Consider the following 14,989-nt stretch of genomic DNA (forward strand, 5'->3'; position numbering starts at 1 on the left):
GGCGGAGGAGACCAGCCATGAGCCAGACGCAGCCGGCGGGCGGGCGATGACCTTCGGCCTGGCACGCGGCCAGGAGCGGCCCAGGGTGCCGCTGCGGCACGGCGAGGGGGACCGCTCCCTGCTCACCAGCGTCCAGGGGCTCGCCGCGCTGTCGCTGGACGCCCTCAGCTCGGTGGCGTACGGCCCCGAGGCCATCGTCCTCGTGCTGATCGCCGCCGGCACCGCGGCGCTGACCGTGACGCTGCCCGTCATGCTGGTCATCGCGGGGCTGCTGGTCGTCCTGGTCATCTCGTACGGGCAGGTCATCGCGGTGCACCCGGACGGCGGCGGCTCCTACGCCGTGGCCAAGAAGGACCTCGGGAGGCGGGTGAGCCTGCTCGCGGCGGGCAGTCTGGTCGTCGACTACGTGCTCACCGTCGCCGTCAGCCTGGCCGCCGGCGCCGCCAGCCTCGCCTCGGCGTTCCCCTCGCTCACCCCCTACCTGCTGGAGATCTGCCTGGGCGGGCTGGCCCTGCTCACCCTGGTGAACCTGCGCGGCGTCGCCGACAGCGCGCGGGTGCTGATGCTGCCCGCCGCGCTGTTCGTCCTGTCCATCGCGGGGATCGTCGTCGCCGGCCTGCTGCGCGACCACCCCGCGGCCGTCGTCGGCACCCCGCAGCCCGTCCATGTCACCGAGGCGCTGAGCGTCCTGCTGATCCTGAAGGCCTTCTCCTCCGGCTGCTCCGCCCTGACCGGGGTGGAGGCCATCGCCAACGCCGTGCCCTCCTTCCGGCCGCCCAAGGTGCGCCGCGCCCAGCGCACGGAACTGATGCTCGGTGCGCTGCTGGGGCTGATGCTGATCGGGCTGGCGTTCCTCATCCGCCGGGACGAGGTCGCCCCGCGCGGCGGCGTGACCCTGCTGGCCCAGCTGACCGCGGGCTCCTTCGGCACCGGGTGGCCGTACTACGTCAGCAACCTCCTGGTCACCCTCGTCCTCGGGCTGGCCGCGAACACCAGCTTCGGCGGCCTGCCGGTGCTGATGAGCCTGCTCGCCCGGGACAACCGGCTGCCCCACGTGTTCGGGCTGCGCGCAGAGCGGCCCGTCTACCGCTACGGCGTGGTCGCCCTGGCCGTGGTGGCGGCGCTGCTGATCACCGCCGTCGACGCGCAGACGCAACGTCTCATCCCGCTCTACGCCATCGGGGTGTTCACCGGCTTCACCATCAGCCAGACCGGGCTCGTCCGGCACTGGGCGGGGGCACGCCCGCGCGGCTGGGTGCGGCGCGCGGCGCTCAACGGGCTGGGGGCCCTGCTGACCGCGCTGGCCGGGGTGATCCTGGTGACCACCAAGTTCACCGAGGGCGCGTGGATGGTCGTGGTCGTGGTGCCCCTGCTGATGCTGCTCTTCGCACGCATCGAGCACTACTACGCGGAGGTCGGCAGGGAACTCGGCCTCGGTACCGTCCCCGACCGGCCGCGGCGCACCAACAGCCTGGTCATCGTGCCCCTCGGCGGGGTCAGCAGGCTCGCCCGGCACGCGCTGACCGCCGCCATCGCCCTCGGCGACGAGGTCGTCGCGGTGACCGTCGAGCCCGACCAGGACAAGGCGCGCGACCTGCTCGACACGTGGGCCCGCTGGCAGCCCGGCGTCCGCCTCGACGTCATCGAGAGCCCGCACCGCTCACTGGTGCTGCCGATCCTCTCCTACGTCCGCCGCATGTCGCAGGACGGCCGGCAGATCGCCGTCCTCATCCCCGAGATCCAGCCGCGCCACGCCCGGTACCGCATCCTGCAGAACCAGCGCGGCATCCTCCTCGCCACGATCCTGCGCGCCCGCACCGACGCCGTCGTCTGCCTCCTTCCGTACCGGCTGGACATCTGACCCGGCGCCCGCTCCCGGGGCCTGCTCGTGGCCGGGCGGTTGCGCCTACCATCGCGGCCGTGAGAACCGATGCGCACACGGGTGGCCGGGTCCTGGTCGCCGACGACGACGCGGCCATACGCCGGTCGCTGCAGCGGGGGCTGCGGCTGGACGGCTTCTCGGTGAGCCTGGCCGACGGCGGCAGGGCCGCGCTCGCCGCCGTACGCGAGGGGGCGCCGGACGTGGTGGTGCTCGACATCTCGATGCCCGACCTCAGCGGGATCGAGGTGTGCCGCGCGCTGCGCGAGGAGGACAACGACGTCCCGGTCCTGATGCTCTCCGCCCTGGACGAGGCGGCCGACCGGGTCGCCGGGCTCCAGGCCGGCGGGGACGACTACCTGGTCAAGCCGTTCGCGCTGCAGGAACTGGTGCTGCGGTTGCGGGCGCTGCTGCGCCGCCGTCCCCCCGCCGCGGGCGGGCGGGTGCGCGCCGGGGGCCTGCTGGTCGACCCCGCGACGCGGGAGGCCCGGCTGGACGGGGAGCCCCTGGCGCTGACCCGGCGGGAGTTCGAGCTGCTGGAGGTCCTCGCGCGCAACGCCGGGCTGGTGCTCACCCGCGACCAGTTGCTGGACCGGGTCTGGGGCTACGACTTCGACGTGCGCACGGACGCCGTGGACACCTTCGTCAGCTATCTGCGGCGCAAGATGGAGGCGGGCGGGCGGCCGCGGATCCTGCACACGGTGCGCGGCGTCGGCTTCGTCCTGCGGGACGACCGGGACGACCGGGGTGACCGGTCGTGAGGCTGTCCACGCGGGTGGCGCTCGCCGTGGGCGTGGTCGTCCCGCTGCTCGTCCTCGCCTCCGGGGCGCTGCTGATCCGGCTGGTCGCCGCCGACCTGCACGCCCAGCAGGACGCCCATCTGCGGGAGCGCGCCACGGCCGTCGCGACGGACGCCAAGGCCCTGCTGCGGGCCACCGCCGCGGACCGTCCGGCCGCCGAACAGGCCCGCACCCGCAGGCTGTTCAGCTCCGCCCTCGACGTGGGGATCCGGCTGACCGGTCCCGAGGGCACGGTGTCGGGCGGCCCCCAGCCGGACGCGTCGGCGCCGCTGCCCGCCCGCGCGTCCGCACCGGTCACGATCCGGGCCGGGGGTGCCCGCTGGCGCGTGCTGTCGGTACCGGTGAACGGCGGCCGCAAGGGGGTCCGGGGCACCTTGTGGCTGTTCTCGCCGGACGCCGCCACGAAGACCCAGCTGCAGCAGGTGCGCCGCCGGGTGGTGACGGTGGCGTTGCTGGCCGCCCCCGTGTCCGGGCTGCTGGCCTGGACCGCGGCGGGCCGCGCCGTCCGCCCGCTGCGCCGGCTCCAGCAGCGCGCGAGCGGCCTCGACCCGCGCGTCAGCGCCGTCCGCCTGGACCACACCCCGGCCCGGATCACCGAGGTCGACGACCTGGCGCACACGCTGCAGACCGTGCTCGCCCGTTACGACGAGCAGGCCGCCAGGACCGGCGAGGCGCTCGCCACCGCCCGCTCGTTCGCCGCGGTCGCCTCCCACGAGCTGCGGAACCCGCTGATGAGCATGGGCACCAACCTCGACATCCTCGCCGGCCACCCCGGCCTGCCGGACGACGAACGCCAGGAGGTCGTGGACGACCTGCGCGCCGAACACGCCCGCGTGCTGGGCCTGCTGGTCATGCTGCGCGCCCTGGCCCAGGGCGACCTCGTCGAGGAGGACGCCTTCGGCCCGGTCGACGCGGCCGAACTCGTCGACGCCTCCGCGGCCGGCCTGAGGCGCCGCCACCCCGAGGCGCGGGTCGAGGTGACGGCCGCGCCGGGCCTCCTCGTCCACGGCTGGGAGCAGGGGCTGCGCTCGATGACGGACAACCTGCTGGCCAACGCCGCCGTCCACGGCCGCGCTCCGGGAGGGCGGCCCGACGTGGAGGTGCTGCTGCGGCGCAGCCGCGACGAGCGCGCCCCGGCCGTCGTCCTCACCGTCGACGACCACGGCCCCGGCATCCCGCCCGAGGCGCGGGCCGCCGTCTTCGCCCGCTTCCACCGGCGTCCCGACAGCCCCGGTTCCGGGCTCGGACTGACCCTGGTCGCCCAGCAGATCGCGCTGCACCGGGGGACGATCGCCGTGCTGGACCGGCCCGACGGCACGCCCGGCACCCGTTTCGAGGTGCGGCTCCCGCTCAGCGGCGTCCGCGACCCGGAACCGACCCTGCCGCTGCCGCGCCGCGACTGGCTGTCGGAACGCTCCGGGGAGCCACAAGGTTTCCACAAAGACGGTCCCTAGCTTCCGTGGTGAAGGCGCTTCGCGCTTCCGACCCGAGGGAGGACCTCATGCGAGCCCGCACCACCGTCGTGGCCCTGGCCACCGTCGTCACCCTGCTGGGCCTCGCCGGCCCGGCCACCGCCGACAGCGGCAACCCGTCCCCGGCCGCCGCGCCCACCGGGGACGGCGCCAAGGGCCTGTGCAAGCGCGCCGGGAAGATCGACGCGCGCATCGACCGCGCGCTCAAGCGGCTGAACGGGCCGGTCACCCGGCGCGGTTCGGTCGAACGGCTGGAGAAGCGGGTCGCAGGCGCCAAGGCCGCCGGGCACGACGAGATCGCGACCTACCTCAACGACCGGCTGACCTTCCGCAAGTCCCTCGTGCCGACCCTGGAGAAGCGCCGCACCGACCTCGCGCGGGTCCGCAGCTGGTGCGCCTCCCACGACAACGGGGCCGCCTCGTGACCCGCCGCCTCGCGGCACTGGCCGTGGCCGCGGCGGCCTGCGCGGGACTGCTCACCGCCTGCGGCCCGTCCGGCGGTTCCTCCTCGGCCCCGACCGCCCCGGCAGCTCCGTCGGCTCCGGCGGCTCCGGCGGCTCCGTCCGGTTTCTCCCGCATCGTCGACGGCGCGGAGAGCGCGGCCGCCGCGGCGGACGCCGACGCGGCGCGCGGGGACGGCTGATCAGGCCGGGTCGAACAGGGCGCTGACCGACTCGCCGTCGTGGATCCGCCGCACGGCCTCGGCCAGGGCGGGCGCCACGGAGAGCACCCGTAGCTTCTCGGTGTGCTGCTCCTCCGGCACGGGCACCGTGTTGGTGCACACGATCTCCAGCACGTCGGGCTGCTCCGACAGGCGCTTGAGGGCGCCCGCCGCGAACAGGCCGTGCGTGCAGGCGACGCGGACCGAACGGGCGCCGAGCTCCCGCAACCGCGCCAGCAGTTCCAGGACCGTGCTGCCCTTGGCGATCTCGTCGTCCAGGACGATCACGTCCCGGCCGGCGACCTCGCCGATCACCGATCCGATGCTGACCCGGTCGCCGGCGAACCGCTGCTTGGCCCCGGCCGCGACCTGCACCCCCAGCATCCGGGCGAAGGCGGCCGCCTCCTTGGCGTTGCCCAGGTCCGGGGAGACCACCGTGGTGCGCGACAGATCGTCGCCGCGGAAGTGGGCGGCCAGCTCGCGCAGCGCGTGCAGGTGGTCGACGGGGACGCTGAAGAAGCCGTGCACCTGCGGGGAGTGCAGGGTCATGGTGAGCACCCGGCTCGCGCCCGCCGCGACCAGCAGGTCGGCGACGAGACGCCCCCCGATCGAGATCCGGGGGGCGTCCTTCTTGTCCGAGCGTGCGTAGGCGTAGTGCGGCATGACGACGGTGATCCGGCCCGCGGAGGCGCCCCGTGCGGCGTCGCACATCAGCAGCAGTTCCACCAGGTGCTCCTGGACCGGGGCGACCAGCGGCTGGATCAGGAAGACGTCCCGTTCACGGCAGTTGGCCTGCAACTGCACTTCCAGGCAGTCGTTGGCGAAGCGGCTGACGCGCGCCGGGCTGAGCGGCACGCCCAGATGGGCGCAGAGCTCCGCGGCCAGTCGGGGGTGGGCACTGCCGCTGAAGACCGCGATGTCGCGCACGGGGTCATCCTAGGGGCCGGGCTCACCCAGACGGCGCAGCACCGTGTCCCAGTCGGGGGCGGGCGGCGGCACGCGCAGGGTACCCACTTCGATGTCCTTGAAGCCGCTGGACGTCGACACGCACACCACGGGGCCGTCGAAGCGGTCCGCGCCATACTGGCGGAGCCCGGCCAGCCCGGCCGCGGCGGACAGCTCCGTCCACAGGCCCGCGCGGGCCAGCTCGGCGCGCGCCGCGGCCAGTTCGGCGTCGGTGACGAGCAGGGCCTCGCCGCCGCTGTCGCGTATCGCCGGGACCCCGCGGTAACTCCCCACCTGGCAGGCGATGGAGTAGGCGCCCGTCGGGGCGACCGGCACGGTGACCGCGGGCAGTCCCCGGCGGAGGGCGGCGGCGAGCGGGCCGCCCGCGGCAAGTTCGCAGCTGAACAGGCGCGGGACGGCGGAGGTGAGGCCGAGGCGGCGGAGTTCGGCGAAGCCCTTGGCGATGCCGAAGAGCAGCTCCCCGTAGCCGGTGGGAACGAACACCGCCGCGGGGACGCCGACGTCGCCGAAGACCTCGTACGCGACGGTCTTGTAGCCCTCCGCGCCGAAGGGGTGCCCGGTGTGCGTCGGGGTCAGGTTGCTCACCGGGTGGAGGCCGTACTCCACGCTGATGCGGCGCACCAGCGGCCGGCGCGCTTCCACGGGCACGGGCAGCACCTCGGCACCGTAGGCGTGCAGGAAGGAGACGACCGCCGGGGGCGCCTGCGGGGAGGTGAGGACGACGCAGCGCAGTCCGGCCCGGGCGGCGTACGCGGCGGCGGAGGCACCGTGGTTGCCGGAGGAGGCGACGACGACGCCGGGCGCGCCGCAGGCGAGGGCCGCGCTGACCGTGCAGCGGTTGAGGCGGTCCTTGTGGCTCCAGGTCGGATTGCGCGACTCGTCCTTGACCAGGACGCCGCCGCCCAGGTCGATCAGTGGGGTGCCGCCCTCGCCCAGTCCCGGCGCCGCGAGCGGCGGCAGCAGGGGCGCCCAGCGGTCCAGGCCGTGCCGGGGGGCGGTGCCCGGGGTGCCGAACAGGCCGTCCGGGACGCGGTCGTAGGCGTAGTCGACCTCGACGGGGTAGGAGACGGTGTCCGTGCTGGTCCGCGGGCAGCCCTCCGTCAGCGGCGGCCACAGGGGGTAGCCGACGGCGGGGTCACCGAGCGAACGCTGGCCGACGGCCAGGGAGTCCGTTGCCACGCGTCCGAGGGTATGCCACAGGGAACGCCCCGGGCCCGGGGCCCACCTGGCACTTCACGTAGAGTGCGGCTGCTGTGCCCGACCGTTCCCGCCGACCTCCGAGGTGACCGTGATGGACGACGACGCGTCCGCCCCCGTGGCCGTCGTCGGGATCGGCGCCGACGGCTGGCCCGGTTTGCCCGGGGCGTCGCGCGAGGCGCTCACCGGGGCCGGGGTCGTCCTCGGCGGCCCGCGCCAGCTGGAGCTGCTGCCCCCCGAGGTGACCGCCGAGCGGGTCGCCTGGCCGTCGCCGCTGCGGCCGGCCGTGGCGGGGCTGATCGCGGCGCACGCGGGGCGGCGGATCGCGGTGCTGGCCAGCGGTGACCCCATGTTCCACGGCATCGGCCGGACCCTCACCGAGGTGCTGGGAGCGGACCGCCTCCGGGTGCTGCCCCAGCCCTCCTCGGTGTCGTACGCCTGCGCGCGGCTCGGCTGGGCGGTGGAGGACACCGACGTGGTGAGCCTGGTGGGGCGGCCACCGGCCACGCTGGCGGGCGCGCTGTACGACGGGCGCCGGGTGCTGGTGCTGAGCCGGGACGCGGACACCCCGGCCGTGGTGGCCGGGCTGCTGCGCGAACGGGGCTACGGCGCCAGCCGGTTGCGGGTGCTGGAGCAGCTGGGCTCGCCCCGCGAACGGATCCTGGACGGCACCGCCGGCGACTGGCCGCACCCGTCCGGCGATCCGCTGAACGTCGTCGCGGTCGAGTGCGCCGCGGAGCCGGCCTCCGCGCCGCGTCCTGGCCTGGTCCCCGGGCTGCCCGACAGCGCGTACGAGCACGACGGGCAGCTCACCAAGCGCCACGTACGGGCCGCGACCCTGGCCGTGCTCGCGCCCGCGCCCGGCGAGCTGCTCTGGGACGTGGGCGGCGGCTCGGGCTCGATCGCCGTCGAGTGGATGCGGGCGCACCGCACCTGCCGCGCGGTCACCGTGGAACGTGACGCCGTCCGCGCGGAGCGCATCGCCCGGAACGCGGCCGCGCTCGGCGTCCCGGCGCTGCGGGTGGTGACCGGCGCCGCCCCGGCCGCGCTGGACGGACTGCCCGTCCCCGACGCCGTCTTCGTCGGCGGCGGGCTCACCGCGCCCGGCCTCCTGGAGGCCTGCTGGGCGGCCCTGCGGCCGGGCGGGCGGCTGGTCGCCAACACCGTCACGCTGGAGTCCGAGGCCCTGCTCGCGCGGTGGTACGCCCGGCACGGGGGCGATCTCGTCCGGCTCGCCGTCGCGCACGCCGCCCCGGTCGGCGGCTTCACGGGCTGGCGCCAGGCCATGCCCGTCACCCAGTGGTCCGCCGTCAAACCCGCGGGAGTGCAGCCATGACCGTCCACTTCATCGGCGCCGGACCCGGCGCCGCCGACCTGATCACCCTGCGCGGCCTGCGGATCCTGGCGGCCAGCAAGGTGTGCCTCTACGCCGGGAGCCTCGTCCCCCGCGAACTGCTCGCCGAGTGCCCGCCGGACGTCCGGCTCGTGGACACGGCCCAGCTCACCCTCGACCAGATCACGCAGGAGCTGGTCCGCGCCCACGAGGAGGGCCACGACGTGGCCCGGCTGCATTCCGGCGACCCCTCCGTGTTCAGCGCCGTCGCCGAGCAGATGCGCCGCCTCGACGCGGCCGGCGTCCCGTACGACGTCGTCCCCGGCGTCCCCGCCTTCGCGGCGGCCGCCGCGGCCCTGAAGCGGGAGCTGACGGTGCCGACCGTCGGCCAGACCGTCATCCTCACCCGCATCGCGCAGCAGGCCACGCCCATGCCGCAGGGGGAGGACCTGGCGACGCTGGGCCGCAGCGGTGCGCTGATCGTGCTGCACCTGGCGGCCCGCTACGTCGACCGCGTGGTGGCCGAACTCACCCCGCACTACGGGGCCGACTGCCCGGCGGCCGTCGTCGCGATGGCCTCGCGCCCCGACGAACTGGTGCTGCGCGGGACGCTCGACGACATCGCGGAGCAGGTCAAGGCGGCCGGTGTGGTCCGCACGGCGGTCATCATCGTCGGCCGCACGCTGGGCGCGGAGCAGTTCCGCGACAGCCACCTGTACTCGGCCGAGCGCGTCCACCGGCACGCGGCGGACTGCGGCGCATCCTCCTAGGGTTCCCGCCCGGGGCCTCGGCCGAGGTCGTAGTCGAACCAGATCCGGTGGGTGCCGTCCTCATCGACCGCGAGCCCACCGGTGCCGGTGATGCCGGTCAGTGCGGCGGTGCCGCTCGTGGGGACGATGACGAAGAACTCGGCGGCGCGGTCGCTCCCGGAGGTCGTCGCCGAGTGCGCGAAGTTGAAGGTGCCCTCACGGCCGTTCAGCGTCCCCTCGAAGGACTCCATCGCCACGTACGTCCCGATGCCGCTCGCCTGGTCGTATGCGGCGGTGAACAGGGTCGACGAGCGGCCGGTGACCTCGCCCTCGAAGGTCTTCCCGATCGTGGCGACCCCGACCGGGGTCCCGGTGGTCACGGCCGGCTCCGGCACGAGCTCGGTCGGCACGAATGCCGTGACGGTGAACGTTCCCGCGGCTCTCATGCGCCGAGCCTAGCGACGGGTCCGGGCCCGCGCGGCGGGTCAGCCGGCGCGGCCGACGATCGTCCCGGCGCGGTCGACGCAGATGACGTCGACGCCGACGGGGGCCTCGCGCAGGACGCCGACGGCGGTGCGGCGGGCGGCCTCGGCGACCAGGTCGCCGAGGGGGACGCCGTGGGCGAGGCACGACTGGACCGCCTGGAGGCCGGTGTTGGCGGTGGCGACGGCCTCGGCCAGGGCCTCGTCGGCGCCGCCGCGGCGGGCCAGGTCCGCGAGGAAGGCCTTGTCGACCTGGGAGCGGGAGGAGTGCAGGTCGAGGTGCCCGGCGGCCAGCTTGGACAACTTGGCGAAGCCGCCCGCGATGGTGAGCCGCGGCACCGGGTGGCGGCGCAGGTACTTCAGCACGGCGCCCGCGAAGTCCCCCATGTCCAGCAGCGCGTCCTCGGGCAGCCCGTGCACGGCGACGGCGACCTTCTCCGACGTCGACCCCGTGCAGCCCGCGACGTGGGTGCGGCCCGCCGCCCGTGCCACGTCCACACCGCGCCGGATGCTGTCGATCCACGCCGAGCAGGAGTAGGGCACGACGATGCCCGTGGTGCCGAGCACCGACAGCCCGCCGAGGATGCCGAGCCGTGGGTTCCACGTGCTGCGCGCCAGCTCCTCGCCGTCGTCGATGGAGACGGTGATCTCGGCGTCGCAGGCGGCGCCGTGGCGGGCCGCGACCTCGGCGAGGTGGTCGCGCATCATCGTGCGCGGGACGGGGTTGACGGCGGGCTCGCCGACGGCGAGCGGGAGCCCGGGCCGGGTGACGGTGCCGACGCCGGGGCCGGCACGGAAGACGACCCCGCTGCCGGGGGCGCCGTGGCGCACGGTGGCCCGGACGAGCGCGCCGTGGGTGACGTCGGGGTCGTCCCCGGCGTCCTTGACGACGCCCGCGGTGGCCCAGCCGGGGCCGCGCTCCTCCACCGCCAGGGCGAAGGCGGGGCGCTGCCCCTTCGGCAGGGTGATCGTCACCGGGTCGGGGAACTCGCCGTCCAGCAGGGCGGTGTACGCGGCCGTGGCGGCCGCCGTCGCGCAGGCGCCGGTGGTCCAGCCGTGCCGCAGCCCGGTCCGCTCCAGCTGGGCGCTCCGGCCGCCGCTCACGGCGCACCGTAGGGTGCGGGGGTGACCGGCAGACAGCAGCACGTCCTCGTCCTGGGCGGCACCACGGAGGGACGCCGCCTCGCGGAGGCGCTGGCCGCCGAACCGGCGGCGTGGCGGGTCACCAGCTCGCTCGCGGGGCGGGTGGAGCGGCCGCGGCTGCCGCCGGGCGAGGTGCGCACCGGCGGCTTCGGCGGCCCGGCGGGGCTCGCGGCGTGGCTGCGCGCGCACGCGGTCGACGTGGTCATCGACGCCACCCATCCTTTCGCCGGGACGATGTCCTTCAACGCCGCCGAGGCGGCCTCGGCCACCCATGTTCCCCTGCTCGCGCTGCGGCGCCCCGGGTGGGTCGCCGGTCCCGGCGACCGCCGGCACCCGGTGGCCTCACTGGCGGAGGCGGCCCGGGTGCTGCCGGAGCTCGGCCGGCGGGTCTTCCTCACCACGGGCCGTACGGGGCTGGCGGCCTTCGCGGGGGTCACGGACCTGTGGTTCCTGGTGCGTTCGGTGGACGCCCCGGAGCCGCCGCACCCGCCGCGGATGGAGGTGCTGCTGGACCGCGGCCCGTTCACCCTGGACGGGGAGCTGGAGCTGATGCGCCGGCACCGCGTCGACGTGCTGGTCACCAAGGACAGCGGCGGCACCGCCACCGCGCCCAAGCTCGCGGCCGCCCGCGAACTGGGCCTGCCCGTGGTCGTCGTGGAGCGCCCGCCGGTCCCGGCGGGCGTCCCCGTCGTCCCGGACGTGCCGGGCGCGCTGGAGTGGCTCCGCGCGCGCACGGCCTGAACGGGGTCCCGGGCGTCAGGCCGGGTAGCGCCGCGGCGTCCACACCACCGTGGTGCCGTCGCCGCGCCGCACCGCCCTCGTCTGCGACGAGCCGACGAGCAGCACGCACCGCATGTCGACGGTCGCCGGGTCCAGGTCCTCCAGCGTCGTGACCCGTACGGCCTGCTCGGGTCCACCGACGTCCCGGGCGACGACCACGGGCGTCCCCGGCACACGGCCCTCGCGGAGCACCTTCAGCGCGGTCTCCAGTTGCGTCCTGCGGCTGTGGGAGGCCGGGTTGTACAGGGCGAGCACGAGGTCGGCGGCCGTGGCGGCGCGCAGCCGCTCCTCGACGACCGTCCAGGGCTTGAGCCGGTCCGACAGCGACACGACCGCGTAGTCGTGACCGAGGGGCGCGCCCGCGAGCGCCGCCGCCGACTGGGCGGCGGTGATGCCCGGCACGACCCGTACGCGGACGCCGAGGTAGGGCTCGGCGGAGGCGGCCTCCAGCACCGCCGTGGCCATGGCGAAGACGCCCGGGTCGCCCGAGGACACCACGGCGACCCTCCGCCCGCGCCGGGCGAGGTCGAGGGCGAACTCGGCGCGTTCGGCCTCGACGCGGTTGTCGGAGGCGTGCCGGGACTGCCCGGGGCGGACCGGGACGCGGTCCATGTAGGTGGTGTAGCCGACGAGTTCGTCCGCCCCGGCGAGCGCGGCCCTCGCCTCCGGCGTCAGCCACATCGGCCCGGCAGGGCCGAGGCCGACGACCACGACCTCGCCGTCCGCCGGGGACGGGTCGGGGGCGGGCCGTTCGTCGACGCGGCTGGGCAGCACGGCGACGGCGAAGTAGGGCACCGACTCCGGGTCGACGTCGGCCAGCATCTCCAGGCGCTCGGCGTCCATCGTGGCCCGCTCGACGTAGTGCGCGTCCGCCAGCCGCCCGGCGGTCCCCAGGGCCCGGCGCACGGCGGGGAACGTGCGGCCGAGCTTCATCACGGCCGCCGCGTCGGCGGTCGCCAGCCGGGCCGCCAGCTCCTCCTCCGGCAGCGTGCCGGGCAGGATCGTCAGGACCTCCTCGCCCTCCACCAGGGGCCGCCCGATGCGTGCGGCGGCGGCGCTGACGGAGGTGACGCCGGGGATCACCTCGGCCGGGTAGCGGTCGGCGAGCCGCTTGTGCATGTGCATGTACGAGCCGTAGAAGAGCGGGTCGCCCTCCGCGAGCACGGCGACGGTGCGCCCGGCGTCCAGGTGCGCGGCGAGCAGCTCGGCCGACTCGGCGTAGAAGTCGTCCAGCGCGCCGCGGTAGCCGCCGGGGTGGTCGGTGGTCTCCGTCGTGATGGGGTACATCAGCCGCTCCTCGATCTGCTCGGGGCGGATGTGCGCCGCGGCGATGGAGCGGGCGATGCTGCGGCCGTGCCGGGCGCAGTGGTACGCGATGACGTCGGCGGAGCGGATGACCTCCACGGCCCGCACGGTCATCAGGGAGGGGTCGCCGGGGCCGAGGCCCACTCCGTAGAGACGGCCGGTGGTCATAGGATTTCGCTTTCGGTCGCAATGGCGTTGAGGGCGGCCGCCGCCAGGGCGCTGCCGCCGCGCCGGCCCCGCACCACCAGGTGCTCCAGGCGCGAGGGGTGCGCGGCCAGGGCGTCCTTGGACTCGGCGGCGCCGACGAAACCGACGGGCACGCCGATGACCGCCGCGGGGTGCGGGGCGCCCGCCTCGATCATCTCCAGCAGGCGGAACAGGGAGGTCGGGGCGTTGCCGACGGCGACGACGGCGCCCTCCAGCCGGTCCCGCCACAGTTCCATCGCGGCGGCGCTGCGCGTGGTGCCGAGTTCGGCGGCGAGCGCCGGGACGGCGGGGTCGGAGAGGGTGCAGACCACCTCGTTGTCCGCGGGCAGCCGCTTGCGGGTCACGCCGCTGGCGACCATCTGCACGTCGCAGAGGATCGGTGCCCCGGCGCGCAGCGCGGCGCGCGCGTCCGCGACCACTGAGGGGCTGTAGGCCAGGTCCCGTACGAGGTCGGTCATGCCGCAGGCGTGGATCATGCGGACGGCGACCTGCGCCACGTCCGGTGGCAGGCCGTCGAGTTCCGCCTCGGCGCGGATGATGGCAAAGGACTGACGGTAGATCTCCGGTCCGTCCTTCTCGTACGCGGTCACGTCGTCCTCGGGGGTGGTGGGGTGCTGGTGCTGGCGCGGCGGGCGGTGTGCAGGGCGGCGGGCAGGTCCGCGGTGACGTCGGCGGGTTCGGCGGAGGCGGCGCCGGCCACGGCGACGCGGTAGCGGCCGTCGGCGCCGGCGACCGCGTCGACCCACGAGCCGTCCGGGTGGCCGCAGCGGCGTTCACAGCCGGAGAAGTGCACGGGCAGCAGGCGGTGCCCCGGTTCGGGGGCGGCGTCGCGCAGCGCGGCCCCGGCGTCGGCGCGTACGTCCGCCAGCGACTTGGCGCACCCGGGCCGCCCGGCGCAGGCGGTCACCCCGCGCCACGGGGAGTCCTCGCCCGTCAGGAACCCGGCGGCGGCCAGGCGTTCCAGCGCCTCGGGGGCCGCGTCAGCCGGGAGTCCCGGCAGGACGGCGCCGCGCCAGGGCGTGATCCGCAGCTCGCCTTCGCCGGAACGTGCCGTCTCCGCGAGGAGCCGCCAGGCCCCGGTGGTGAGGCGGCCCAGGCGTACGCTCACGGACAGCGCGCAGGTGGTTCCGCCCGGGTGAGGGACGGGACCGAGCCGGGGAGGGCCGCCCGCGGTGGCGTCCGAGGGGCCTGCGGGAGGGGCGCCCGCCGCGTGCAGCAGCACGGCGAGGGCGGTGCCGTCCGGGTCGATGTCGGTGACGCGCCAGGCACGGGCGCCGCGTTCGGCGGCGAGGGTGAGGAAGGTCTCCGCGGTGCGTACCGCCCAGCGCGGCGCGTCGTCGGCCGGTACCTCCGCGACGGGCCGCCCGGCGATGCGGAGTTCGGCCGTGGCGGTGCCGGACCGCGCGATCAATGTCACATCGGCGCCGAGCGCTGCGGTGTCACCGCGGCCGTCGTCGAGGGCGAACAGGAAGCGGCCGGAGAGTCCCGCGGCGGCCGGTGAGGCGCACAGCAGGGCGTCCAACTCGCTTATCCAGCCCCGCAGGTCGCCGTGGCCGCGGCCGTCGAGCCCGGCGAGCGGCGAGGCGACGACGTTGCGGGCCCGTTCGTGGGCCCACGAGGGCAGCAGTCCCACCGCGCCGAGCAGCGCCGCCAATTCCGTCCCCGCGCCGGGATCGCGCAGCCCGCGCACCTGCAGGTTCCCGCGGGAGGTGAGGTCGATGCGGCCGTCGCCGAGGCGGTCCGCGGCGGCCGCCAGGGCCTCGGACTGACGTACCGTCAGCAGCCCGCCGGGGATGCGGATCCGGGCCAGCGCACCGTCGTCGGCGGCGTGCAGCCGCAGTGCGCCGGGGCAGGCGTCGTCGCGTCCGCGCCCCGCCGTCGCTGCGGCGAAGGCGCCGCTCACGGGGGGATCGGAGGGCGACGGCATGGCCGCGAGCATACCCGCGGGGTACTCGGGGACCTACGGGCCGCGGGGCCCGTGCGAGCGGCCCAGCGCTTACTATGCTGCGCGGGCA

15 protein-coding genes are annotated in these 14,989 nt (G+C 75.9%); 8 read left to right on the forward strand and 7 right to left on the reverse strand.

All coding sequences use genetic code 11. The features are described 5' to 3' along the window. Positions 1-46 precede the first annotated feature (46 nt). Genes PV410_RS04470 through PV410_RS04490 form a run of 5 tightly spaced genes read left to right on the forward strand, consistent with a single transcriptional unit; the run spans position 47 to position 4,794 of the window. On the forward strand, positions 47-1,861 hold the full coding sequence (locus tag PV410_RS04470) for an APC family permease (RefSeq protein WP_500322447.1): 1,815 nt from the start codon (positions 47-49) through the stop codon (positions 1,859-1,861). 59 nt (positions 1,862-1,920) lie between these two features. Next, positions 1,921-2,640, forward strand: a complete 720-nt coding sequence (locus PV410_RS04475; RefSeq protein WP_500322448.1) for a response regulator transcription factor — start codon at positions 1,921-1,923, stop codon at positions 2,638-2,640. Further along, positions 2,637-4,133: a sensor histidine kinase gene (locus PV410_RS04480; RefSeq protein ID WP_500322449.1), complete on the forward strand. Its 1,497-nt coding sequence runs from the start codon at positions 2,637-2,639 to the stop codon at positions 4,131-4,133. Before PV410_RS04475 ends, PV410_RS04480 begins: the two co-directional genes overlap by 4 nt. A 47-nt stretch (positions 4,134-4,180) precedes the next feature. Next, entirely contained in the window at positions 4,181-4,576 is a 396-nt protein-coding gene (locus PV410_RS04485) for a hypothetical protein (protein ID WP_500322450.1), read from the forward strand. Further along, positions 4,573-4,794, forward strand: coding sequence for a hypothetical protein (locus tag PV410_RS04490; RefSeq protein WP_500322451.1), 222 nt, complete (start codon positions 4,573-4,575; stop codon positions 4,792-4,794). Before PV410_RS04485 ends, PV410_RS04490 begins: the two co-directional genes overlap by 4 nt. On the opposite strand, the gene PV410_RS04495 is transcribed toward PV410_RS04490, so the two are convergent. Next, positions 4,795-5,739: a ribose-phosphate diphosphokinase gene (locus tag PV410_RS04495; protein ID WP_500322452.1), complete on the reverse strand. Its 945-nt coding sequence runs from the start codon at positions 5,737-5,739 to the stop codon at positions 4,795-4,797. A 9-nt stretch (positions 5,740-5,748) separates the two neighbouring features. After that, complete coding sequence (locus PV410_RS04500; RefSeq protein WP_500322453.1) at positions 5,749-6,957, reverse strand: threonine synthase; 1,209 nt, start codon at positions 6,955-6,957, stop codon at positions 5,749-5,751. Positions 6,958-7,069: 112 nt separating this feature from the next. Between PV410_RS04500 and cbiE the strand changes: the two genes are divergently transcribed. Further along, positions 7,070-8,311 carry a precorrin-6y C5,15-methyltransferase (decarboxylating) subunit CbiE gene (gene cbiE / locus PV410_RS04505; RefSeq protein ID WP_500322455.1) on the forward strand — a complete coding sequence of 414 codons (1,242 nt, stop codon included), beginning with the start codon at positions 7,070-7,072 and terminating at the stop codon, positions 8,309-8,311. Beyond that, positions 8,308-9,078 carry a precorrin-4 C(11)-methyltransferase gene (cobM, locus tag PV410_RS04510; RefSeq protein ID WP_500322456.1) on the forward strand — a complete coding sequence of 257 codons (771 nt, stop codon included), beginning with the start codon at positions 8,308-8,310 and terminating at the stop codon, positions 9,076-9,078. The genes cbiE and cobM overlap by 4 nt, the downstream gene beginning before the upstream one ends. Here the strand turns inward: cobM and PV410_RS04515 are convergent. Continuing rightward, positions 9,075-9,503, reverse strand: a complete 429-nt coding sequence (locus tag PV410_RS04515; protein ID WP_500322458.1) for a DUF3224 domain-containing protein — start codon at positions 9,501-9,503, stop codon at positions 9,075-9,077. The two genes, cobM and PV410_RS04515, sit on opposite strands and share 4 nt — an antisense overlap. 39 nt (positions 9,504-9,542) lie before the next feature. Further along, the gene (locus PV410_RS04520) at positions 9,543-10,643 is read right to left on the reverse strand and encodes a cobalt-precorrin-5B (C(1))-methyltransferase (RefSeq protein ID WP_500322460.1); all 1,101 of its coding nucleotides are present in this window, start codon (positions 10,641-10,643) and stop codon (positions 9,543-9,545) included. A gap of 21 nt (positions 10,644-10,664) precedes the next feature. Between PV410_RS04520 and PV410_RS04525 the strand changes: the two genes are divergently transcribed. Continuing rightward, entirely contained in the window at positions 10,665-11,423 is a 759-nt protein-coding gene (locus PV410_RS04525) for a cobalt-precorrin-6A reductase (protein WP_500322461.1), read from the forward strand. Positions 11,424-11,438: 15 nt separating this feature from the next. Here the strand turns inward: PV410_RS04525 and PV410_RS04530 are convergent, their stop codons facing one another. Genes PV410_RS04530 through cobG form a run of 3 tightly spaced genes read right to left on the reverse strand, consistent with a single transcriptional unit; the run spans position 11,439 to position 14,901 of the window. Further along, a complete protein-coding gene (locus PV410_RS04530) occupies positions 11,439-12,935 on the reverse strand; it encodes a precorrin-2 C(20)-methyltransferase (protein ID WP_500322463.1) in 1,497 nt (498 codons plus the stop codon). Next, positions 12,932-13,564 carry a precorrin-8X methylmutase gene (locus PV410_RS04535; RefSeq protein ID WP_500322465.1) on the reverse strand — a complete coding sequence of 211 codons (633 nt, stop codon included), beginning with the start codon at positions 13,562-13,564 and terminating at the stop codon, positions 12,932-12,934. The genes PV410_RS04530 and PV410_RS04535 overlap by 4 nt, the downstream gene beginning before the upstream one ends. After that, on the reverse strand, positions 13,561-14,901 hold the full coding sequence (cobG, locus tag PV410_RS04540) for a precorrin-3B synthase (RefSeq protein ID WP_500322467.1): 1,341 nt from the start codon (positions 14,899-14,901) through the stop codon (positions 13,561-13,563). The genes PV410_RS04535 and cobG overlap by 4 nt, the downstream gene beginning before the upstream one ends. Between the last annotated feature and the right edge of the window lie 88 nt (positions 14,902-14,989).

Source organism: Streptomyces sp. PA03-5A (genome assembly GCF_033792725.1).
In the GTDB taxonomy this organism is placed as follows: Bacteria; Actinomycetota; Actinomycetes; order Streptomycetales; family Streptomycetaceae; genus Actinacidiphila.